Here is a 22,100-nt window from a genome sequence, read left to right as displayed (position 1 = left end):
TGGAGGAACTGTCATGTCCGACGCACGTCTGCGTGAAGAAATCTGCCGATACGGCCGCTCGCTGTTCGAGCGCGGGCTGACGCCCGGTTCGTCGGGCAACATATCGTTGCGGCTGGAGGATGGCGGCTGGCTGGTCACGCCGACCAACGCCTCGCTCGGCTTTCTCGATCCGGCACGTATTTCCAGGCTCGACGCCGAAGGCCGGCTCCTGTCCGGCGACAAGCCGACCAAGGAAATTCCACTGCATACGGCACTTTACGATACGCGCGGCAGCGCCCGCGCCATCGTCCATCTTCACTCCACCCACGCAGTGGCATTGACCATGCTGCCGGAGATCGATCCGCGCGCCGCCCTGCCGCCGATGACGCCATATTATCTCATGCGTGCCGGCGAAACCGCGCTGGTGCCGTATTACCGTCCCGGCGATCCTGATGTGGCCGACGCCATTCGCGGGCTGGCGGGCAAATATTCGTCGGTGCTTCTGGCCAATCACGGACCCGTCGTTGCCGGCGACAGCCTGGAAGCGGCGGTCTTTGCCACCGAGGAACTGGAGGAAACGGCGAAGCTCTATCTGCTGTTGCGCAACCTCAATCCGCGTTTCCTCAGCCCGGCTGAGGTGGCCGATCTCGTCAACACCTTCGGCCTCGACCTTCCATCGCATCACCATCACGACGATGATTGACGCTGTCGCTTGACTTCCAAGCGTACGCTGCACGCTATTGCCGCGGCGCTCTAGTCGAGCGCCGAAAGCACCGCCGACGTGATCGCGTCGGTCCTGTCCTTGCCGGGAACCGAGCCGATGCCGCGTGCCGTCGTCGCCTCGATTGCGGCCATCACCTTTGCGGCGGCAGCCGTTTCTCCCAGGTGCTCCAGCATCATTGCGCCCGACCAGATGGCGGCGATCGGGTTGGCGATGCCGAGATGGGCGATATCCGGCGCCGAGCCGTGGACGGGCTCGAACATCGACGGCGCCGAGCGGTCGGGATTGATGTTGGCGGAGGCTGCAAAGCCCAGTCCGCCCTGGATGGCGGCGCCAAGGTCGGTCAGGATGTCGCCGAACAGGTTGGAAGCGACGACGACATCGAGACTGTCGGGCGCCATGACCATGCGGGCGGCCATGGCGTCGATATGGTAGCTGGTCACCTCGACATCGGGATATTCCGCCGAAAGCCTCTGGGTGATTTCGTCCCAGAAAACCATCGAGTATCTCTGGGCGTTGGATTTTGTCACCGAGGCAAGCTTGCCGCGTCGCGCACGCGCTTGCTCGAAGCCGAAACGCAGGATGCGCTCGACCCCCTTGCGGGTGAAGATCGAGGTCTCCACAGCCACCTCGCTGTCGGTACCCTGGTGAACCCGGCCGCCGGCGCCGGAATATTCGCCTTCGGTATTTTCACGAATACAGAGGATGTCGAAGTTCTCCGACCGCAACGGTCCCTGCACACCCGGCAGCAGCCGGTGCGGACGGATATTGGCATATTGGACGAAAGCCTTGCGGATCGGCAGCAGAAGTCCGTGCAGCGACACGGAATCGGGCACTTTGCGAGGCCATCCTACGGCGCCGAGCAGAATGGCATCGAAGGAGCTCAGCGTTTCGATGCCATTGGCGGGCATCATGCTGCCGTGCTCGAGATAGTAGTCGCAGGACCAGGGATAGCTTGATGCAGCGAACGAAAATCCGCTTCGTGCCGCCGCCTTTTCGAGCACTGCCTTGGCTGCTTCCGTCACGTCGCGGCCGATGCCGTCTCCTGGCAAAAGGGCGATCTTGTAGGTCTTCATGGCAGGTCCTCACAGGCTGATGAGCAAGCTCTTGCGAATGCGTTCGGGAGATGGGCTTTGCGGCTGGTGCCTTGTCGATGCAGGCGGTCAGCGTTGCGCCGCGGCACTCACTGTAGACGGAGGCTCAGGCTTTATTTGCCGAAAGCGGCCTGGATTTGGTGGATCGTTGTTTTTGCTGAGGCATCGCCAGTCAATTGTATCGAACGATCTGGACTAGTCTGGATCGAGACGTTCCGGGTGCCCATCCCTCATCGCGACCTGGCGAAAAATGCGCAGGCGGGCGAGGGTAAATGCACTGGCATCCGGATCCAGCGTGCACCTTCGCCGGGCGACAGCTCTTCGTCATTACCGCGGAGCCGCAGGCTACGGCTTCGTGATACTGCGCGGATTGGGCATCGCTGCGGCAGCTCCTGAAAGCGTTCCGTGGCACCGTCGCCTGGAAAAGCGGATGGCTCAGTTGATCGAACGCAAGCCCAGATAGATCGCCAGGCTGAGGGTGGAAAGCGCGATGGTCAGCTTGGGTCGCCCATCGTCGAACATGGCCGCCAGCAACAGGCCGATTATCAGGATGACGGATTTTGCCCAAAGGTCCTGATCGGAGACGGTGAAGGCCAGTGTCGCCAGAAACACGGCGCTTGCGACGATCGTGACGGGTGCAGACTTCTCGGCGAGATCGCCGCCCGGGAAATACGGCAGAAGAAAGCGCCGCATGCTCAAGCCGGAAGCGATGCTGAGAAGAAGACAGGTCAAGACAAGATGCAACATGGGTCGGCGCCGATCGATCTGCAGATGGAATTGCAGATGCAAACCCCGTGCCAGCCTCAAACGCTTGGTTCGTCATGCGGCAGAGGCAATGTCGCGGCCTGCCTGGCTATTTCCTCGGCGTCGCGATCCTTTTTTCGGCAACCGCTCCGCTTCGCTCGAGCAAGCGATGCGCATCGCGATACGGATGTAAAGCACGATAAAAGCTGAAGGTGATAGTGCGATGAAACCGGCTTGAGCTATGGAGATGATTTTTATATAGAGAATTATCTTTCTCCTTAATTCCGGAAACGAGATCCTTTCATTGGACCTTTCGTCGATCGAAATCTTCCTCGCCGTTGCCAGCGATCGCAGCGTTACCAAGGCCGCCAGGGCCGTCGGGCGGGTGCCGTCGAATGTGACGACGCGCATCCAGCAGCTGGAGGAGGATCTTGGCGTTTCTCTCTTCAGCCGTGACGGTAAGAAGATGACGTTGACACGGGAGGGCGAGACGTTCCTTGCCTACGCCAACCGGCTGACGGCGCTTGCGCTTGAAGCGCGCCAGGCCGTGCGGCCTCGCGTCCCCACGGGAACATTGCGTGTCGGCACCATGGAAAGCACGGCGGCGAGCAGGCTGCCGGCGGCGCTGACGCAATTCAAGCGGATGTGGCCGGATGTGTCGCTTCATTTGACGATGGGCGCATCCCTGGATCTCGCCCGCGCCGTCGTGGCCGATGCGCTGGATTGCGCGCTGATTGCCCGCCCGCCGAAGACGATGCGCGGCGAAGACATGGGTTTCGATGCCGAGCTCAAGGGGCTGGAGATGGAGCCGGTCTTTGTCGAGGAGCTGTTGATCGTGCTGCCGCCCGGCCATCCAGCGATCAAATCCGCTGCCGACCTTAGCGTCGGCGCGATTGCCGCTTTGGAACCCGGCTGCACCTATCGCAGGATCGCCGAAAGCTGGGCGCGCAAATCGAGCGCCCTGCCGACCAGCGAGCTCGGCTCTTACCATGCGATCCTGGCAAGCGTTGCGACCGGCAACACCGCCGCCGTCATGCCGAAATCCGTGCTCGACCTCATGCCCTGGCCGACCCCTGTCCAGACCCACCAACTGGGGCCTGTCGAGACGCTGCTCGTCTACCGCAAAAATGATCGTCCCAGCGCATTCAACGCATTCCATGAAGTCCTCAGCGCTAGAAAAGGCAGAGATACCAGGCTGGCGACAAACTAGCCCTCACGTCTTTCCTCAATCCGCCAGATAATCCTCGCTAAAATTGGTCTTGTCATGCAGTATCCCGTTTCCCCGAAGGTGGGACCGAGCCGCTTCCGTCGCTTCCGTCTGTTTTCACCGATCTTGGCTGGCGCGACCTTGCGGGAGCGGTTGATCGCATGTCTCGGCGCTTTGGTGGCCATTGGCCTCACCGGCGTCATCAGCGGCTATCTTTTCGGGCAGGGACCGCATCTTCCCCTGATCGTCGCGCCGATGGGCGCGTCTGCGGTGCTTCTTTTCGCAGTGCCGGCCAGCCCGCTTGCGCAACCGTGGTCGATCATCGGCGGCAACACCATTTCCGCCCTGATGGGAATCATTGCCGCCTATTTCATCGGCGACCCGATCATTGCGACCGGCGTCGGGGTATCGCTTGCCATCGGCGCGATGTCCTTCACGCGCTGCCTTCATCCGCCGGGAGGAGCCGCGGCCCTTACCGCCGTCCTCGGCGGCCCTGTCGTTGCCGGCTGGGGATTTCTCTTTCCCTTCGTGCCGGTCGCCTTGAACTCCTGCATCCTGGTCGGTCTTGGTCTGCTGTTCCACAAGCTTTCCAGGCGAAACTATCCGCATGTCGTTCCAAAACCAGCTGAGAACACCCATCGCACGGTCGACCTGCCGTCCGCCGTGCGGGTGGGTTTCCGCGAAGAGGATGTCGATGCCGCGCTTGCAGCGCTCGACGAAACCTTCGATATCGATCGCGCCGATCTCGGCCGCCTGCTGCAGCAGGTCGAACTGCAAGCGGCGATCCGGTCAAACGGCAAGATCAATTGTGCCGATATCATGTCGCGGGACGTGATTGCCGTCGGCGAAGCTGCAGAACCGGATGCCGCACGGCACCTGCTTTTGAAGCATAATATCCGTACGCTGCCGGTGAAGGACCCGGAGGGGCGCCTGATCGGCAGCGTCGGCTTGCGGGAATTGTCGACCATCAGCGACACGATCGCAGGCGCAATATCAAAACCGGCGGTCGCGAAACCTTCGGATCCGGCCTTGTCGCTGCTGCCCGTTCTGACGGATGGGCGCACACACGCGGTCATCATTGTCGATGACGATTACCGGATCCTCGGCCTGATCTCGCAGACCGACCTCCTGAGCGCGGTGGCGCGGCTGCTGCCGAACGACAGCGCCCCGATCTCGGCTGTGGTCTGAGCGGTGACCGTAGATTGCCAAGAAAAGGAAGAATGAGCCGGTGTTGATCGAGCGCGATCCGAATGGGGATTTTATCCTCGACTCATCCGAACTCGCGGAACGGTTCGGACTGTCGCTGGCCGATCTGCGCCGTCACATGCGACATGGCTCCGTCGTCAGCACCGTGGAAATCGGTACCGCCGAACACGAGGGTACCAAGCGGGTGTCGCTTCGGCTTGGCAACAGGCTTTGGCGCGCCGTTCTGAACGATGAAAATGAAGTGCAGCAGGAACAGATGACCGTTTTCCGGGGGAAAACTTCCGGACCGCACCTTCGCTGACGCCATCCTTTATTTATGACGGCTTGCTGAAGCCTCTCTGCAGCTCCGCCCCCAAGGCACGGGATTGAGTTACCGCTCACTCGTTCCGGAGATTCCGCGCGCCGCCTCAACACCAGTCAGCCCCCTCCAGGGAACCGAAGATCGGTTCCTGCGTTCGCAATAATGGATGGTTGTCGCCCTCGAGTTGAAAGGTTCAAGCCGTACCGAGGCTTGAACCGGATTTCGGGGTTTCCAGCTCGTTGGTGATCGAGGCTCGATGCACTCGGTTGCCGTCCCACATCTCTTGGAGTGAGTGACGGAAATGCAAGAAATCACCAATCTCATCAGAGACCTCAGTGTCGAGGAGCGCGAGGAAGTCTTCGTCGATATCGCGCGTATGCTGGAGGGTACGGCGCGTGAGGCGTTGGTCGAGGGCAATACGCATTTCGCAGCAATTTCCAACGACATGGCCGAAGCGATCCGTATCAACGCCGATGAGCTCGCCCGCGATGATCCCGAGAATGCCGAACTCGTCTTGCAGCAGGCAACGGCGATGATCTCGCAGTTCGAGGCCGTCCACCCCTATCGCATGGTGAGTATGGCCGTTCATTGATTGCCCGCCGGACGGTCCCGGCTCGATCGCTCTCAAATCACACGCGACCCACCCGGAACTCTCGCCGCCCGCGGGGGTTATCGGTTCACAACAGCGAAAGGTGATCCATGGCGACTTCCAACTCCAACGTACCGCCCGAGAGCGGCACCGACGACGCTCGTTCCGCTGACACGGAACCTGCCGAGACCGAGCGCAACCGGGCATTGGCAACGGCTCGGCGCAACGCGGGTTCGGCGTTAGGCGGCGGAAGCGACACTGAAACCCCAAGCCTGAAGCTTGCGAAGGAATATCTGAGCCTCGGCGGCCGCCGCCGGTCCATGATCGACGACAATATCACCGATGTTCGCCAATGGGACGAGGATCCGCCGGAGGCAGAACGGTTCTGGCAGGAAAGGGTGGAGACGCTGTCAAAGGATGAGCGGAAGCAGGTAGAGGATTTTCTTCCAACCATCAATACGCCCTGACCGGCTCATTCCAATGTGTCTGGAGGAGATCATGGCTATAGACAAGCACGAGCAGATACGTCGCCGTGCCTATGAAATCTGGGAGGCCGAGGGCCGCCCGGATGGCGCAGACCAGCGTCACTGGCTGCAAGCCTGCGATGAGCTGGCCGGCGAGGACGAGGATCAGACGCTGCAGGACCTGCTCGATGAAGACGACAGGGATGATACGGCGCTGCTTCAAGGCGCCGGTGAGAGCGGCGATTTCGATCGGCGACCAGCAAGGTTCAGCCGGGTCGCCGCGGCTCGCGTGCCTGATATAGAGATGACGACCGGCGAAAAGCCGTCCCAGCGGAAAATCAGGAAGACCGAGGGGCCGTAATCCCATGCAGCATCTCGACCACGCCATCCAAATCGCTCTCGAAGCGCATGAAGGGCAGGCTGATAAAACCGGCCGGCCGTTCTTCGAGCACTGTCAGCGGGTGGCGCTTCTCGTTTCCGGCGACGAGAGCCGAACGGTCGCCTATCTTCATGACGTCGTCGAGAAGGGAAGCGGGTGGACGCTCGACAGGCTGAGGGAGGAAGGCTTTCCGCCGGCGATTATTTCTGCGGTGGATGCTTTGACACGGCGGCCGGACGAGCCGGACGACGACTTCGTCAGACGTGCGGCATCAAACCCGCTGGCCTTGCCGGTCAAACAGGCCGATCTCGAAGACAATCTCCGGCAGGCCGAACAAGCCGGTAAGAAAACGGAAAAATATCAGCACGGACTCAACCTGCTGCGCGACATCAGGAATGGCCAATAGGAACTCGGACTCCGGGCGCAGCGGGGGCCCTGTCCTAATTTCATGTTTTGTTGGTAAACCATACCGTCGGGGCGCCGAGCACGCCTCCCGTGCGCATTGCCGTCTTCAACTCGTCGAGCTTGCTGAACGCCTGAGCCGCTTCAAACGTGGCAAACTCGTGGGTGACGGTAATGTCGTTCGGATTGTCGATGGCGCGATAAACGGCTTGCGCCGTCACCCCATTGGCCTTCTGCACCTGGTGAAACGCATCATATACTTTGCGCCAGGCGGCATAGTCAGAGACTTCGTGCCTCACGAATAACGTCGTCATATCATCCTCCCGCCAACCCTCGTGGCGATGTGCGTTACGATTGAACCAGGAATATCATGGTCTCGGGCAAGACACCGTCACTTGCCATGGCATCGGCCGCGGCCTGGGTCTGCATGAAGGCCATCAACTTTTCCATGTCTGCAACGTCCATGACCAAACCAACGTGGTTGGACGTTTGAGGGTCTGTAAACGTGCGAATGTTCGTGACGCCGATAGGTTCCAATACCTGTTTGCGAATGGGTGAAGCGAGCCAGTGTTTCGTGTCTTTGACGTCGTGACAGACCATTATGGTAGGCATTGCATCCTCCTCTCAAGATCTCGGAAAATGAAAGCTGAGTAGCTGCTGCGCTTTGCCGGATTCATTACAGCAATGTTGCGCAGAGTGGATTTTTCTTATTCATTAGTTGAAGATATAAATATAACTATCGAGTAACTCGAAAAATATTATCCGTAGCTAAATTGAATGCGCGTTGCTGACATTGGACCAGACTTCGACCGCACCGCGTTCGACAAGGAATTCAATGCTGACGTCCTGGCATTCTTCCGCAAGCATTTGATGGACGCGCTAAAACCTTAGGCAGGGAGGGCCGGACTGTTTCAGCGGGTCTCGTGCTCATGCTCAAGACCCGATCCCAAGTCACTGCCGGAGGGCGAATGCCGGCACCCGACTGCCGTCCTCGCGAAAGAGCCGCTCCACCTGGTCGAAGCGAGGGCAGGCAGGCGGGTTGTCGAGCGCCTCCGCCCAGTTCTCGCGGTTGGGCAGGGCCATCGCCGCGGTCACGAGCACGGTGGTTCCGGGGGCGATGTCACCGCGCAGCTGCGGTAGCAGGGTCTTGGCGTGGATGAGGTTGGTATTCGGGATCGGGCTCATCGCATGGCCGGCCCTCGGATCGGGCGATAAATCCACGATCGCGCTGACATCGGTCTGTCCGTGCCAGACGGCGCGGCCTTGTCTTACATCGGAGCGGTCGGCATTGAAATCCGCGCGCTCGATCGCAAAGCCGCCCTCGATGGTGCTGAGGGGGCGCGGCGTGGCGATGCGGTGGATGCGGATGTGCCAGGGGTTTGCCGGAAGCAGCCAGGTCTCGATGGCGACATCGTTCCAGGGGCGCCAGCGCGAATAGAGCCGGTCGCCTGCGATTAGCGCCTCTTCGAGACTTTCCCGCATGCGGAAGTGGCTTCCGTCGTCGGAGAGGCCGAGCATGCCGTCGAAGCTTGCTGCCGAAAAATTCCGGTCGTCGGCTTCGATGTTGAAGGCGTAGCGCGTGGAATAGACGAATTTCGAATATTTCTCGTTTGCGCCGAGCATCTTGTCGTGCTGCTGCCCTGAGGAGAGTACGACCACGTTTCCCGGCGTGTGCATGGCGACCATTCCCGCCGGCTTCAGCGCAACCGGCTCCGGAAATTCCGGCTGCGACGCCTCCTCGGCGGCCCAGAGCGGATGATCCCCCGGAAGGGCGAGCGGCAGGAAGAATTTCAGCGCCCAATAGGGCGAGCCGGGAGAGTTGTAGCTCTCGCTCATGAAGAGGTTCGGATAGCCGTAGCCGACGGAGAGAACGCCGTCGCGATCGGCAATCGGCATCGCCGACCACCAGCGGATATGGCGCATGTAATAGCCCTTGATCTCCGCCCAGGGCAGGGCTTCGACGCCGGCAAAGGCAAGCGCACCCCAGAAACCGCCTGCCGCGAAGCGATAGGTCTGGCTGCGGCCGAAGGCAAGGGCTGCGCCATCGGGGCCGAACCAGTGGCGAATATCCCCGGCGAATGTCCGCGCGCGATCGCGGAAGCGTTCCTTGCGCGCCTCGTCGCCCTTAGCCAGCACCGCATAGATCAGGCCGTAGAAATGCATGGCGAAGGGAATGTAATGATCGACCCGCCGGACCGGCCCGTCGCGATACCAGCCTTCCCCGAGGTCGAAAGCTTCCAACTCGTCGAGATAGGCGCGGGTTTGGCTGTGGTCGAACGTCACGCCTATCCGTTCCAATCCGAGATCGATCAGGACGCGGAAGAATTTCCAGTTGTTGTCGATGAATTCCAGGTCCCGCGCGGCGACAAGATAGGCTGCGACTGTCTTCTTCTGACTATCGCTCAAGGGTTCCCAGATGTGTTCCGGCACCAGCGCCAGCGCAAATCCGACGGCGGCGAGTTCGACCAGCCGCTGGTTGCGGTCGGCAAGATCGCCCCAATATTCGGGATGGGCGGGATTGGTGCCGTTCGCCAGCCCGCGCCGGTAGAGATCCCAATGCGGGAAGTCGCCGCCACCGGCAACAAGCGGGACGATACCCCAGAGCGGCCGTGCAAATCCTTCCAGATCCGCGGCCGCACGGTCGAAGATCGCGCCGGCGGCACCCAGGCGCACGCGGGCGCCACCTTCGGAAAAATACGGCAGGAGTGGCTCGAACAGGTCGATGACGGCCTTGGCGAGGTCGTCGCGTGTCTTCAGCGGATTGCCGAAAAGCGGATTGGCCCTGATGGGATCATATATCATTGTCAGGCTCGAAATTCATAGGAACAGGACTGGCCGCGGACCAGGTTCATGGCCGCGGCCGTCAGCAATCTCGTAAGGTCTACTTGATGGCCTTCACGCCTTCGGTCATTTCCTTCAATCCGTCGTCGATCGAGGTATTGTCGGTCATGACAGCGTCATGCACGCGATTGAGCACGACCTCGATCTTGGCGGCGTTCGGATTGACCGCCATCTCCAGATAGGCCTTCGACGGTATCAGCGCTTCCTTGCTGGCCGCGTCATCAGGGAAGCCGGGCGTTGCCGCGATCTTTGCGCTGACGTCGGCGGTCTTGAGCGCCGGGAAGGTGCCCGTTGACGCGATGACTGCCGCGCCCTCAGGACCGGTGACGAATTTGATGAAATCGAGCGCTGCAGCCTTGTGCTCGGAATTGGCATTGACCGCCAGGCCCGAGATCTGCGCAGCCGTTGTGCCGGCTGCCACGCCATCCGGATGCGGGAACTTCACGATGCCCCAGTTCTTGCTCTTCGATTCACCCGATTTCACCTTGGCGATCTGCGTGCCGACGAACCAGGTTCCCATCGGCAGCATGCCGATTGTGCCGTTGAAGAACAGCGCCGAATAATGGGTGTTCGATGTCTTCAGGAAGGCATAGGAGGGGATGGCGCCATCCTTCTGCAGGGTGAGCGCCCGCTCGTACCAGGGCTTGAGGAAGGCGTAGTCGCCATCGACGAGCGTGTGTTTTCCGTCGAGGATGCCGGGCAGCTGGACGGTCGAACGCCAGGTATGCAGCAACGCGCCATAGGTCTTGTTGGTGCCCATACCGCCCGTAAGCTTCTCGGCGGTCGCGTCGAACTGGGCCCAGGTCATGTCATTCGTGGGGTAGGGGACGCCTGATTTGTCGAATATGTCCTTGTTGTAATAGACGATCCAGAAGTCGGAGCGGAACGGCAGCGAATAGATCTTGCCGTCGATGGTCAGTTCCTCGATCAGGCCGCCATAGGGCGCCGGATCGATCTTCTGCTCGGTCACGAAGCTGCTGAGATCGGCGATATTGCCGGCGCGCACTAGATTGGTGTAGCCCGGCACATCCTTGATGGTGACGATGTCGATGTCCTTGGAGCCGCCGGTCAGCTGCGTCGAGATCATCTGCTGGTAGTCCTGCGAGCCGAGATCCATCGGCTCGAACTTCACGTTTGGATGCTTGGCCTGATAGGCCTCGATCAGAGGCTTGTAATAGGCGGTCTTGTCCCAGTCCCACAAAGCCCATTTGAGCGTTACGGCATCCTCGGCAAGTGCTGCGCCGGCCGTTGTCGCGGCCAAGGTGAAACCTGCCAAGGCAAGTTTCATCGTCCTCCCGAATTTATCCAAATACATTCCCGTTCTCCTTCCCTGGATCATCTCTGGATCAGTTATTTTATGAAGTGTCGGTGCAGCTGCATTGCCTCTGGCAGGTCCAGAACCAGCACCGCCGCCCGATGGACGCCGAATGCGACGGCGAACATTCCGAGTGAAAAATTGAAGGTTGCCGGCATGAACACGGAAACCGGATAGAAGAGGATATGCGCCAGCCAGAGGCTGGCGACGAAGGCGAGTGAGCCAAGCGCCGGGAGCGGACGGATGACGGATGCGAGTGCCGCGAGGCGCAGGAGCCGCAGCACCGGCAGATCGCGCATCACCATCAGAACGATGAGATGGCAGGCAAGAACCGCTGCGAAGGCGGTGGCGACGAGGGCAATCGCCAGCGGCACGCTCAGCAACAGGTTGTCGCGCGCGCCGGCGGCATAGGTGACGATCGCATGGATGCCGATTGCAAGCGCTCCCGTCAGCGCCAGCCCCCAAACGGTGGCGCGCCAGAAATAGCGCAGAAAGGCTTCCGTGAAGTCCCTGAGGAGATAGGTGTTGCGATCTTCCACCAACGCCACCGAGACCCGGGCCATGGCGATGAGGGCGGCCGGCAGCGTCACCACGAGGAGGCTGGCCAGGATGAACAGGATGTTGAGCTTGACTATCTCCCACCATTCGCGGACGAGGATGTCGGCGAACAGGGCAAGGCCGGTCTTCGCTGGCGCATCCTTCGCAATGCCCGGCCCCTCCTTCGTCCACATATCCCGCAACCACTGCATGGCCGTCTCCCCAAGCGCTCAGTAAAGAATCGAGCGTTCCGTTTCCCTGTCGAACAGCTGCGCATTGCTCATGTCGGCGACCAGCGTCGCCTCCTCGCCGATATCAGGCCGGAAGCGCGGCGACACACGGGCGATGAGATTGCGCCCGCCCGCCACCATGTTCAGATGCACTTCCGAGCCCATCGGTTCGGCAAGTTCGACGACCGCCTTCAGCGGCGCCAGGTTTTCTGCCGGAATGTCGGCCGGCGGCAGTTCGTGGAAGTTCTCCGGACGGATGCCGAGCACCAGTTCGCGGCCCTCATAGGGGGCGATCCGGCTCTTGTCGAAATGATCGGGCAGCGGCAGTTCCCTGCCGTCGAAGACGGCGACATAGCGGTCGCCTCGCCGCGTGATGGTCGAGGGCAGCATGTTCATCTGCGGCGCGCCGATGAAGCCGGCGACGAACATGTTGACGGGACGGTCGTAGAGGTTCTGCGGCGTGTCGACCTGCTGGATATGGCCGTCCTTCATGACGACGATCCGGTCGGCCATGGTCATGGCCTCCACCTGGTCGTGGGTGACATAGATGAAGGTGGCGTTGAGGCGCTTGTGCAGCTTGGTGATCTCAGAGCGCATCGTGCCGCGCAGCTTGGCGTCGAGGTTGGACAGCGGCTCGTCGAGCAGGAAGACGGCGGGGTTGCGCACCATGGCGCGGCCGAGCGCCACGCGCTGGCGCTGGCCGCCCGAAAGCGCCTTCGGCTTGCGGTTGAGGAGATGCGTGATGTCGAGGATCTTCGCCGCGTCCTGTACCTGCTTATCGATGAAGTCGCGCGAGACTTTCCTCAGCTGCAGGCCGAAGGCCATGTTCTTGTAGACGGTCATATGCGGATAGAGCGCATAGTTCTGGAAGACCATGGCGATATCCCGGTCCTTGGAGGGGACGTCGTTCATCACGTCGCCGCCGATCTTGAGTTCGCCGCCGGAGATTTCCTCGAGGCCGGCGATCATCCTGAGCGTCGTCGATTTGCCGCAGCCGGAGGGGCCGACCAGGATGATGAATTCCTTGTCGGCGATCTCCAGATCGATGTCGTGGACGACGGTGAGTGCGCCGTAGGATTTGTTCAGCTCTTTAAGCGAAATGCTGGCCATCGGGTCCTCCTGAGGTCACCAATAGGAAGACCAGCGGCGCGACAGCCGCGTCAAAGCTTCCATGTAATAATAATCTCCCCAGGAGACGCATTCATCGACGCCTTCGCCGCGGCAGGTATTGAACGGCGATTTCTTCGAATAGGTGGCGTGCAGCACCAGCCCGTTCGAGATGGTCGGGTCCTTGACGGCATAGTGGTCGGCAAGGCTCTTCATCATGCGCCGCGCCAGCGTCCGATAGCGCTCGGCGGCGTCGGCTTCGACGAGTTCGGCCATTTCGAGCAGGCCGCAGGCAGTGATCGAGGCCGAGGAGCTGTCGCGCGGCTCGCCGTCGCCGTCCGAAAAAACCAGATCCCAATAGGGCACCATGTCGGCCGGTAGCCGGTTGAGATAGAAGGTGAGCAGCCGGTCGAAAGTCTGGCGATATTCCTCGATCCGCTCATAGCGATAGGAGACCGCCATGCCCGCAATGCCCCAGGCCTGGCCGCGCGCCCAGGCGCTGTCGTCCCGATAGCCCTGTTTGGTGGCGCCGCGCACCGGCGCGCCGGTGACCGGGTCCATGTAGAAGGTATGGTAGGTGGAATCGTCAGGCCGGACCGAATTGGCGAGCGTGGTGCGGGCGTGGGTGAGCGCGATCTCACGGTATTTCGGATCGCCGGTCTCGCGGCTTGCCCAGTAGAGCAGTGGCAGGTTTAAAAGGCAATCGATGATATAGCGGTATTCCTCCGCCTTGCCCTTATGGCCCCAGGCCTGGATGAACTGGCCGATCGGCTGGAAGCGTTCGACCAGCTGATCGGCGGCCAGGATCGCCGCCTTGCAGCCGTCCTCGTCTCCGACGAGCTTCCAGGCGGCAATGCACGAGGGCGAATAGAGAAAGCCCATATCGTGATGATCGGTCTCGATCCGATTGAGGATCCGGTGCAGGAAAGACTGGACCTGGATCTGCGCGGCATGGCGGAAGACCGGATCGCCGCTATGCTCGAAGGCGAGCCACAGCTCTCCGGGCCAGAAGCCCGCGGTCCATTGGGTGTTCGCCACGGCGGGATAGAAATTGCCGACGCTCGAATGGTTCTGCGCGGCGTAGGTGAACTCAGGAAGGTTGCGTCGGATCTGGGCGACGGCAAGATCGAGCGCGGCTTTCACTTCCTCATCGGTGATCGGCTGCGGGGCGACGGACGAGACGGCGTTCATGGATTTAACCCTTCAGTCCCGTCGAGGCGATGCCTTCGACGAAGAAGCGCTGGAGAGAGAGGAAGACGACGAGAACTGGGATGAGGGCGACGACGGAGGCCGCCATGATAAGCCCGTATTCGGCCGAATATTGCGAGATGAACATGCGCAGCCCGATCTGGACGGTCTTCAGCTCGGTCTTGGTGAGATAGATCATCGGCCCGAGGAAGTCGTTCCAGGTGGTGACGAAGGTGAAGATCGTCAGCGTCGAGAGCGCCGGTTTCGAAAGCGGCAGCATGATGCGCGCCCAGATCTGGTACTCGTTCATGCCGTCGATGCGGGCCGCCTCGCAGAGCTCGGTCGGGATCGACATGTAGAACTGCCGCATCAGGAAAACGCCGAAGGCGGTGAAGGCCTGCAGGCAGATCAGCGCCAGATGCGTGTTGTTGAGGCCGAACTCGCGCATCAGCAGGAATTGCGGCACCATATAGACCTGCCAGGGCATGGCGATGGTGGCGATGTAACCGAGGAACAGCGTGTTTTTGTAAGGAAAATTCAGCTTGGCGAAGGCGTAGGCGGCGAAGCTGGAGGTGAGCAGCTGCAGCAGCGTGACGATGATCGTCAGCTTAGAGGTGTTGTAGATGAAAAGGGCGAGCGGAATCTTCGTCCAGATATCGACGTAGTTCTGCCATTGCGGCTCGGATGGTATCCACTCGATCGGAAAGGCGAAGACGTCGCGGCTGAGCTTCAGTGACGCCGAAAGCATCCAGGCGAAGGGCATCAGCATGACCAGCGTGACGGTGATCACGATGGCATAGAGGAGGACCGTCTTGAGGGTGACTTTGCGTCCGGCAATCCTCATGCCTCGTCCTCCCTTTGGCGCCGAAACTGGAAGACCGTGACGGCGAGCACGAGAAAGAACAGCACCAGCGAAACCATGCTGGAATAACCGAGATCCCAGGAAATAAAGGCCTCGTTGTAGATGTGGTAGACGAGGACGAGCGTCGAGGTGCCGGGCCCGCCCTGGGTGATCATGTAGATCTGGTCGAACACCTTGAAGGACTGGATCGTCAGCATGACGGTGACGAAGAAGGTTGTCGGCCCGAGCTGCGGCACGGTGACATGGATGAACTTCTGCCAGGAGTTGGCGCCATCGAGATCGGCGGCCTCGTAGAGCTCCGCATTGATGCTCTGCAGGCCGGCCAGATAGATGACCATGTAGTAACCCATGTTCTTCCAGATGCCGAAGAGGATCACCGTCACCATCGCCCAGTGGCGATCGGCCGCCCATCCCGGCATGTTCTTGGGATCGAGGCCGAGCGTGTAGAGGATCATGTTCACCGGCCCCATCTCGGGATTGAAGATCATGTTCCAGACGACGGCGACGGCCACCAGCGAGGCGACATAGGGGAAGAACATCGCCGTGCGGAAGAAATTCCGCCCGACGATCTTCTGGTTGAGGAGAACGGCGAGGCCGAGCGCGCAGAGCAGCGTCGCCGGCACCGAGGCGACCGTATAGATGACCGTGTTCCAGAACGCGGCGATGAACGCCTTGTCCTCGAAGAGGCGCCAGAAATTATCCAGCCCGGCAAATGTGATCGCATTCGAGCCGTCCCAATGCATGAAGGCGAGCGCGAAGGCGAAGAGGATCGGGCCGAGCGTGAAGACGGCGAAACCAATGAAATTCGGCGCGATGAAGGAATAGGCGACGAGCGCATTGCGCAGCTTGCGCTGGCGTTTGGACAGGACCGTGACTTTCCGGCTGGAAATTGCCGGAGCGCCATCCCTAGCAATGACCGAATTCGATATGGACACCGATGCTTCCTCCTGGGCGAACATTCTGCAGCTGACGGCTCGCGGAGATCCTCGATCCGGAACATCCGGGCGGTCGAATGCCGCCAATTCTTCCTCCTGCTGAGGACATAGCACATCTCCGGTATTGGTCAAACAAGTTCTGAATAGATCATACAAATTTTATGGCAGACGCCGAAAACATATGATAGGTGGGGAAATGCAGGCCAAGCGCTTGTCGAGGCTTTTCCAGTGTGGGGAGGACATGTTCAGCGAGATTTCAGAGGAGCTGCCGGACATACTGGGCGATTTCACGCCGGGCGCCGTCTGCTCCGATCGCGCCAGATGGAATTCCGTGCCGCAGGCAACGCGGGATGTGGTCGTTCGCGCGGCCGAAGCCACTCTTGCACGCGCCTGGCCCCTCATCACGGCCGCCGATTACCGCGAGTATACAGCGACCGGCAACCGCTCGCGCTTCGAGGCGCTTTATTTCACGCGGCGGCGGATGCTCAACGATCTGGTGCTGGGCGAACTTATCGAAGCGGAGGGACGCTTCCTGCCTGGGATTGTCGACGGTCTCTTCCTGATCGCCGAGGAGAGCGGCTGGCAGCTTCCGGCGCACAATGCCTATGAGCGCAGCGGTGCGCGGCTGCCGCTGCCCGACAATTCGCAGCCGGTCGTCGATCTCTTCGCCGCCGAAACCGCTGCCCTGCTAGCCACTGTCGTCGCCCTGCTCGGCGACGAGCTCGACGGCATCAGTTCTGAGATTACGACGCGTGTGAAGCGCGAGATCGAGGCCCGCATCTTTACACCCTATCTCGGCCGGCATTTCTGGTGGATGGGTCGCGGCGAGGAGAGGATGAACAACTGGACGGCCTGGATCAGCCAGAACGTCCTGTTGACGGTCTTCTCGCTGAAGACCGATCAGCCGACGCGTCGCGCCGTCGTCGAAAAAGCGCTCGGCAGTCTCGATGCATTTCTCAAGGACTATGCCGAGGATGGGGCCTGCGAGGAGGGTGTCGTCTATTACCGCCATGCCGCGCTCTGCCTTCATGGTGCGCTGACCGTTTTGGATAGCGCGGCGCCCGGCCTGTTCGGCAGGATCTGGCGGCAGCCGAAGATCCGCAACATGGCGGAATATATCGCCACCATGCACGTGGCCGGCCACTATTATTTCAACTTCGCGGATTCCTCGGCCGTGGTCGAGCCCTGCAGCGCGCGCGAATATCTGTTCGGAAAGGCGGTCGGTTCCGACAGGCTGACCGAGTTTGCGGCAGCCGACAGGGCGACAGCGGATCATCCGCACCTGCCCGGGGAATGGAACCTCTGGTATCGCGTGCAGGAACTGCTGGTCGGAACGCTTGCGGTCGCGAAGACACGTCCGAAACCCCCGCGCGGTATCTTCTATCCCGGCATCGGCCTGTTCGTCGCCCGCGACGAGCGGTTCTCGCTGGCGGTCAAGGGTGGCAACAATGGCGAGGGTCACAATCACAACGATGTCGGAAGTGTCACACTCTATAAGAACGGACGACCGTTGCTGATCGATGTCGGCGTCGAGACCTATACGGCCAAGACCTTCTCGCCGCGGCGCTACGAAATATGGACGATGCAATCGGCCTATCACAACCTGCCGACCTTCGAAGGCGTGATGCAATCCGCCGGCGAAGCCTTCGGCGCGAGGGATGTCGAGGTCGAATTCGGCGAGGACAGCGCGCGCATATCGCTCGATGTTTCCGGCGCTTATCCCCAGGAAGCGAAAGTCCGCAGCTATCGCCGCGCCGTTTCCCTGCTGCGGGGCCGGCATGTCGAAATAGCCGACGTTCATGACGGAGAAAAACCGGCGGTCTTGTCGCTGATGACGTGCCTCGCACCGAACGTCACCTCCGAGAGGATCGATCTCGGCGATCTCGGCAGCATTTTCGTCGAGGGCGCCGGCTCGATCGAAATCGACCAGATCGAGGTGAATGACATCAGGCTGAGATCGGCCTGGCCGGAAAAACTCTTCCGTCTGCGCGTGCCGCTTACCGGCAAGCTTTTGAGATTGCGGATCGTCTGAGGAGGGCGAGCATGGAATTGACGCTGAAGATCGTGGATGCCGATGGGTTCGTGCTGGCAAGCGCCACCGCGCAGGACGAGACGTTTCTGGTCTACCGCCAGAACTATAGCGAAGGCGACTGCGTCGTCGTCGAGGCTTCCGAGCCCGGACATGTCTTCCTCGCACTTGATAACGCGATCCACGCTGGCCTCGTCTACATCAGGGAAAGCGCCTATGCGTTCGCCGTGCCCTTCGGCGACAAGCGTAAATCCTATTCGCCGAACGCCTTCAGGGGCGATATTCACCGGCTTTCTGCCAAAAGCGCGCGGCCTGACGACATCGCCCAAAGGCGAAACCTTGCTGTGAACCCCTGGGACGATCACGCCAACCGGTCGCTTTTCCCGCATGCGCGCGCCAATGTCGAAACCCGCGGCGAAGCGGTCTTTGCCGCACGCAATGCCATCGACGGCGAAAAGGCCAACGACAATCACGGCTTCTGGCCTTACACGAGTTGGGGCATCAATCGCGATCCTGAAGCCGCACTGACGGTGGAATTCGGCAGGCCCGTCCGGATTGACGAGATCGTCTTCTACCTCCGGGCAGATTTCCCGCATGACTCCTGGTGGCAAAAGGTCAGCGTCACCTTCTCGAACGGCGGCACTTCCTCTTTTCCGCTGGTGAAATCGGGCGCCGCGCAGGGTTTTTCCATCGAGCCCTGCATCGTCGAATGGGTGGAGTTGCACGGACTGATCAAGGCGGAGGACGGCTCGCCCTATCCGGCGTTGACGCAGATCGAAATCTGGGGAACGGAGGCGCCTGACGCCGGAGACCGGAACGTCGCAGCCGTGGTCGCCGAAGACAAGATCGAGCACGCTACTCCATAATTCTTAAATCGGAATCGCTGGCCGGCAGAAACCGTGTCCGCTTCCGCCAGACCGTCTGCCCGTGCTAAGGAGGTCGGATGCGACTGCTTGTGGTGGAGGACAACAAGGATCTGGCAGCCTGGCTGGGCAAGGCCCTGCGGCAGGCGCAATACGCTATCGACATCGCCTATGACGGCGAGGACGCCGAGCATATGCTCAAGGTGGCGGAGTATTCGGCGATGATCCTCGATCTCGCGCTGCCCAAGCTTGACGGATTGACGCTTTTGAAACGGCTGAGGCAGTCCGGCAGCAAGCTGCCGGTCATCATCCTGACCGCGAATGCGAGCCTGGACGGCCGTGTGGCGGGGCTCGACAGCGGCGCCGACGACTATCTCGCCAAACCCTTCGAAATCGCCGAGCTCGAAGCCAGGATTCGTGCGGTGGTCCGTCGCGGCCAGGACCGGGCATCGTCCGAGATCACCGTCGGTGACCTCCGATTCTCCGGCGGGACGCGGCAGTTTTTCGTCGCAGGCGAGCTGTTGCAACTGACGCCGCGCGAATATGCCGTTCTTGAACAGCTTGCCATGAAGCTGGGCAACACGGTTTCGAAAGCCGCCCTTTCCGAAAGCGTATTCGGTTTCGACGACGAGGCGGATCCGAGCGCCATCGAAATCTACGTGCACAGGCTCAGAAAGAAGCTCGAGCGCAGTTCGGTTCAGATAGCGACGTTGCGCGGGCTCGGTTATCTCCTCAGACATGTCGAATAGCGTCGTGACAAAGGCTGGCTTGACGATCGCGCGGCTCAGCCAGAGCCTGAGGGTACAGTTGCTCTGCTGGGTGCTGCTGACCCTGTTCGGCGCGATCGGCTTCAATCTTTACGACAGCTTCAGGACGGCGGATGCGACAGCAAAGCTGGTGACGGATCGAACCCTTCTGGCCTCGGCCCGCGTCATCGCCGAGGCCGTCCGCGTCGACGAGGGCGGCAATGTTCAGGTGGATGTGCCGCCGGCCGCGCTCGAAATGTTCGACACGGGTTTCGGCGACCGGGTATCTTACCAGGTGATCACCGCCTGGGGCAGCCTGGTGAGCGGTCTTCCCGACCTGCCGTTGCCGGCCGTCCAACGGGCCGGCGAGGATCGCACCTTCCATGGCGCCGATGTGCGCGTCCTGATGCTCGACCATCCCGTCGTCGGCCTTCCCGATGACGGCACGATCTCGGTGACCGTCGCCGTGATGCATAACAGCCAATATGCGATGCGACGGCAGCTATGGCTTTCGGATTTTTCGAAGCAGTTCGTGCTCGTCTTCGTCGCCAGCCTGGTGACCATCCTCGGGCTTCAGCGCGGCCTGGCGCCTGCTCTCAGACTGCGGGACGCGGTGCGCCAGCGCGGGCGCAACCGTCTCGATCCGCTTCCGCCCGAGATGGTGCAGAGCGAATTGCGGCCGCTCGTCCAGGCGCTGAACGACTATATGGAGCGCGTCCAGAACCAAATGGCCGCACAGCGGCGGTTCGTATCGAATGCCGCCCATCAACTCAGAACGCCGCTGGCGCTGATTTCGACGCAGGCGAGCGTGGCGGCCCGCGAAACCGATGCGGCACGTCGCGACGAGGCGCTTGCCGCCCTGCGCTCCAGCACGAAGCAGATTTCGCGCCTCGCCAGCCAGCTCCTGACCTTGTCACGGGCCGAGCCCGGCAGTCGCCGTCCGCGCAGCGATACGACCGATCTCAGCAAGGCTGCCCGCGAGATCCTGGAAGCGCATGCCGAAGAGGCGCTCAGGCGCAACATCGACCTCGGGTTGGAAGCGGATCGCCCGGTCATTGTCGAGGGCGACGGCACGATGCTGCGCGAGATGCTGGTCAACCTCATAGACAACGCCATCCGCTATAGCAGTGCCGATGGACGGGTGACCGTCGCGATCGGGCAGGCTGATGGTAACGCCGTCGTCACCGTCGAGGACGACGGCCCGGGCATTCCGAGCGACGAGCGTGAGCAGGTTTTCGAACGCTTCTACCGCATCATGGGGACCGAAGCCGAGGGGAGCGGTCTGGGGCTTGCGATCGTTCGGGAGGTCGTCGAAGGCGCCGGAGGTTCAGTCTCGCTCGATGACGCGGAAGGCGGTGGGCTCTTCGTGACGGTGCGGCTTCCGCTCGCTTAAGTCCATCAAATGAAAGAAGGCCGGGCATAGAGCCCGGCCTTCTCTTCGATCTGCCTTGGGAGGAGGCGGATTTGATTACTGCGTATCGAGGTGCTGCTGCGGACGCCACTTGGCAAGGCGGTTCTCAATCAATGTCATGATGTATTCCGCAACAAGCGTGACGACCATGACGAGAAGGATGGCCGCGAACATGCCGGCGGCATCGAACGTGCCCTTGGCGATCGAGATGAGCTGACCGATGCCGAAGCGGGCGCCGACGAATTCGCCGACGATCGCGCCGATGATGGCGAAACCGAAGGAGACGTGCAGGCTGGCGAAGATCCAGCTCATCGCCGAGGGAATGACCACCGTGCGGGTGACCTGCCAGTCCGAGGCGCCGAGGATGCGGGCATTGGCGATCATGTTGCGGTCGGCCTCGCGCACGCCCTGGAAGGCATTGGCGAAGACGACGAAGAACACCATGATGAAGGCGAGCGCGACCTTGGAGGGCAGGCCGAGACCCATGATCATGATGAAGATCGGGGCAAGGACGACGCGGGGGATGGAGTTGATCGCCTTGATGTAAACGGAGAAGATGTCCGACAGGAAGCGGTTGCGGCCGAGGCCGATGCCGACGAAGACGCCGGTGATCGAGCCTGCGAAGAATCCGATCAGCGCCTCCTCCATCGTCACCCATAGATTATACCAGAGCGACCCTTCCGTCGTGCCCTCGGTCGCCCATTCGTAGAGGCGCTCAACGACACCGCTCGGGCTCGAATAGAAGAACGGGTCGATCCACTGCATGTTGGAGGAGAGCTCCCACATGCCGATGACGAAGACCAGGATGGCGATCTGCCAGAAGCGCACGAGCGTGTTGCGCCGCCGTATTGCCTTCAGCGCGGAGGCTTCGATTTCGGCATCAGATGTGCCTGGGCGAAACAGCGTGGCCGAACCGGCCTCGAACGTGGTGTGTGCCATGATATCCTCCC

The 22,100-nt window shown here is 61.1% G+C and carries 24 protein-coding genes; 12 read left to right on the top strand and 12 right to left on the bottom strand.

What is annotated here, in order from left to right:
• Window positions 1–13 precede the first annotated feature (13 nt).
• Complete coding sequence (locus tag CO667_RS12840; protein ID WP_097618730.1) at window positions 14–682, top strand: aldolase; 669 nt, start codon at window positions 14–16, stop codon at window positions 680–682.
• 50 nt (window positions 683–732) lie between these two features.
• Here CO667_RS12840 and CO667_RS12835 read toward each other — a convergent pair whose 3' ends face one another.
• Together CO667_RS12835 and CO667_RS12830 are read right to left on the bottom strand one after the other, a co-directional pair.
• The gene (locus tag CO667_RS12835; protein ID WP_097618729.1) at window positions 733–1,776 is read right to left on the bottom strand and encodes a tartrate dehydrogenase; all 1,044 of its coding nucleotides are present in this window, start codon (window positions 1,774–1,776) and stop codon (window positions 733–735) included.
• Between the two features lie 453 nt (window positions 1,777–2,229).
• Window positions 2,230–2,541 (bottom strand): hypothetical protein, encoded by a 312-nt coding sequence (locus CO667_RS12830; RefSeq protein ID WP_097618791.1) that lies wholly within the window; start codon window positions 2,539–2,541, stop codon window positions 2,230–2,232.
• A 301-nt stretch (window positions 2,542–2,842) separates the two neighbouring features.
• Between CO667_RS12830 and CO667_RS12825 the strand changes: the two genes are divergently transcribed.
• The 7 genes from CO667_RS12825 (at window position 2,843) to CO667_RS12795 (ending at window position 7,090) form a co-directional block, all read left to right on the top strand.
• Window positions 2,843–3,748 carry a LysR family transcriptional regulator gene (locus CO667_RS12825; RefSeq protein ID WP_097618728.1) on the top strand — a complete coding sequence of 302 codons (906 nt, stop codon included), beginning with the start codon at window positions 2,843–2,845 and terminating at the stop codon, window positions 3,746–3,748.
• Window positions 3,749–3,802: 54 nt separating this feature from the next.
• Complete coding sequence (locus CO667_RS12820) at window positions 3,803–4,933, top strand: HPP family protein (protein WP_097618727.1); 1,131 nt, start codon at window positions 3,803–3,805, stop codon at window positions 4,931–4,933.
• 40 nt (window positions 4,934–4,973) lie between these two features.
• Window positions 4,974–5,252 carry a DUF6522 family protein gene (locus CO667_RS12815; RefSeq protein ID WP_097618726.1) on the top strand — a complete coding sequence of 93 codons (279 nt, stop codon included), beginning with the start codon at window positions 4,974–4,976 and terminating at the stop codon, window positions 5,250–5,252.
• Between the two features lie 301 nt (window positions 5,253–5,553).
• Window positions 5,554–5,844 (top strand): hypothetical protein, encoded by a 291-nt coding sequence (locus CO667_RS12810; RefSeq protein WP_097618725.1) that lies wholly within the window; start codon window positions 5,554–5,556, stop codon window positions 5,842–5,844.
• 107 nt (window positions 5,845–5,951) lie between these two features.
• Window positions 5,952–6,308 (top strand): hypothetical protein, encoded by a 357-nt coding sequence (locus tag CO667_RS12805; RefSeq protein ID WP_097618724.1) that lies wholly within the window; start codon window positions 5,952–5,954, stop codon window positions 6,306–6,308.
• A 31-nt stretch (window positions 6,309–6,339) separates the two neighbouring features.
• Entirely contained in the window at window positions 6,340–6,666 is a 327-nt protein-coding gene (locus tag CO667_RS12800; protein WP_097618723.1) for a DUF2934 domain-containing protein, read from the top strand.
• A gap of 4 nt (window positions 6,667–6,670) precedes the next feature.
• The gene (locus tag CO667_RS12795; protein ID WP_097618722.1) at window positions 6,671–7,090 is read left to right on the top strand and encodes an HD domain-containing protein; all 420 of its coding nucleotides are present in this window, start codon (window positions 6,671–6,673) and stop codon (window positions 7,088–7,090) included.
• Window positions 7,091–7,130: 40 nt separating this feature from the next.
• Here the strand turns inward: CO667_RS12795 and CO667_RS12790 are convergent, their stop codons facing one another.
• The 9 genes from CO667_RS12790 to CO667_RS12750 form a co-directional block, all read right to left on the bottom strand.
• Window positions 7,131–7,400, bottom strand: coding sequence for a cyclase (locus tag CO667_RS12790; RefSeq protein WP_097618721.1), 270 nt, complete (start codon window positions 7,398–7,400; stop codon window positions 7,131–7,133).
• Window positions 7,401–7,434: 34 nt separating this feature from the next.
• Window positions 7,435–7,698 (bottom strand): hypothetical protein, encoded by a 264-nt coding sequence (locus tag CO667_RS12785; RefSeq protein WP_097618720.1) that lies wholly within the window; start codon window positions 7,696–7,698, stop codon window positions 7,435–7,437.
• Window positions 7,699–8,037: 339 nt separating this feature from the next.
• Window positions 8,038–9,888, bottom strand: coding sequence for a DUF2264 domain-containing protein (locus tag CO667_RS12780; protein ID WP_097618719.1), 1,851 nt, complete (start codon window positions 9,886–9,888; stop codon window positions 8,038–8,040).
• Window positions 9,889–9,967: 79 nt separating this feature from the next.
• A complete protein-coding gene (locus tag CO667_RS12775) occupies window positions 9,968–11,242 on the bottom strand; it encodes a sugar ABC transporter substrate-binding protein (protein WP_097618718.1) in 1,275 nt (424 codons plus the stop codon).
• Window positions 11,243–11,277: 35 nt separating this feature from the next.
• A complete protein-coding gene (locus tag CO667_RS12770) occupies window positions 11,278–11,991 on the bottom strand; it encodes a YesL family protein (RefSeq protein ID WP_097618717.1) in 714 nt (237 codons plus the stop codon).
• A gap of 18 nt (window positions 11,992–12,009) precedes the next feature.
• Window positions 12,010–13,119, bottom strand: coding sequence for a sn-glycerol-3-phosphate ABC transporter ATP-binding protein UgpC (gene ugpC / locus CO667_RS12765; protein ID WP_097618716.1), 1,110 nt, complete (start codon window positions 13,117–13,119; stop codon window positions 12,010–12,012).
• A gap of 15 nt (window positions 13,120–13,134) precedes the next feature.
• Window positions 13,135–14,307, bottom strand: coding sequence for a glycoside hydrolase family 88 protein (locus CO667_RS12760; RefSeq protein WP_097618715.1), 1,173 nt, complete (start codon window positions 14,305–14,307; stop codon window positions 13,135–13,137).
• A 4-nt stretch (window positions 14,308–14,311) separates the two neighbouring features.
• Entirely contained in the window at window positions 14,312–15,148 is an 837-nt protein-coding gene (locus CO667_RS12755; protein WP_097618714.1) for a carbohydrate ABC transporter permease, read from the bottom strand.
• Window positions 15,145–16,125 carry a sugar ABC transporter permease gene (locus CO667_RS12750; protein WP_179874130.1) on the bottom strand — a complete coding sequence of 327 codons (981 nt, stop codon included), beginning with the start codon at window positions 16,123–16,125 and terminating at the stop codon, window positions 15,145–15,147. Before CO667_RS12750 ends, CO667_RS12755 begins: the two co-directional genes overlap by 4 nt.
• A 217-nt stretch (window positions 16,126–16,342) precedes the next feature.
• On the opposite strand from CO667_RS12750, the gene CO667_RS12745 reads away from it, so the two are divergent.
• The 4 genes from CO667_RS12745 to CO667_RS12730 all read left to right on the top strand — a co-directional run bounded on the left by CO667_RS12745 (window position 16,343) and on the right by CO667_RS12730 (window position 21,132).
• On the top strand, window positions 16,343–18,133 hold the full coding sequence (locus tag CO667_RS12745; RefSeq protein ID WP_097618713.1) for a heparinase II/III family protein: 1,791 nt from the start codon (window positions 16,343–16,345) through the stop codon (window positions 18,131–18,133).
• An 11-nt stretch (window positions 18,134–18,144) separates the two neighbouring features.
• Window positions 18,145–18,996 carry a discoidin domain-containing protein gene (locus CO667_RS12740; protein WP_097618712.1) on the top strand — a complete coding sequence of 284 codons (852 nt, stop codon included), beginning with the start codon at window positions 18,145–18,147 and terminating at the stop codon, window positions 18,994–18,996.
• A gap of 77 nt (window positions 18,997–19,073) precedes the next feature.
• The gene (locus tag CO667_RS12735; protein ID WP_097618711.1) at window positions 19,074–19,742 is read left to right on the top strand and encodes a response regulator; all 669 of its coding nucleotides are present in this window, start codon (window positions 19,074–19,076) and stop codon (window positions 19,740–19,742) included.
• On the top strand, window positions 19,732–21,132 hold the full coding sequence (locus CO667_RS12730; RefSeq protein ID WP_097618710.1) for a sensor histidine kinase: 1,401 nt from the start codon (window positions 19,732–19,734) through the stop codon (window positions 21,130–21,132). Before CO667_RS12735 ends, CO667_RS12730 begins: the two co-directional genes overlap by 11 nt.
• Window positions 21,133–21,207: 75 nt before the next feature.
• Here CO667_RS12730 and CO667_RS12725 read toward each other — a convergent pair whose 3' ends face one another.
• Window positions 21,208–22,089 (bottom strand): ABC transporter permease, encoded by an 882-nt coding sequence (locus CO667_RS12725; protein WP_097618709.1) that lies wholly within the window; start codon window positions 22,087–22,089, stop codon window positions 21,208–21,210.
• Between the last annotated feature and the right edge of the window lie 11 nt (window positions 22,090–22,100).

Source organism: Rhizobium sp. L43, assembly GCF_002531725.1.
In the GTDB taxonomy this organism is placed as follows: Bacteria; Pseudomonadota; Alphaproteobacteria; order Rhizobiales; family Rhizobiaceae; genus Rhizobium.
The sequence above is the reverse complement of the archived record's forward strand: the minus strand, read 5'-3'. Positions and strand labels throughout refer to the sequence as shown.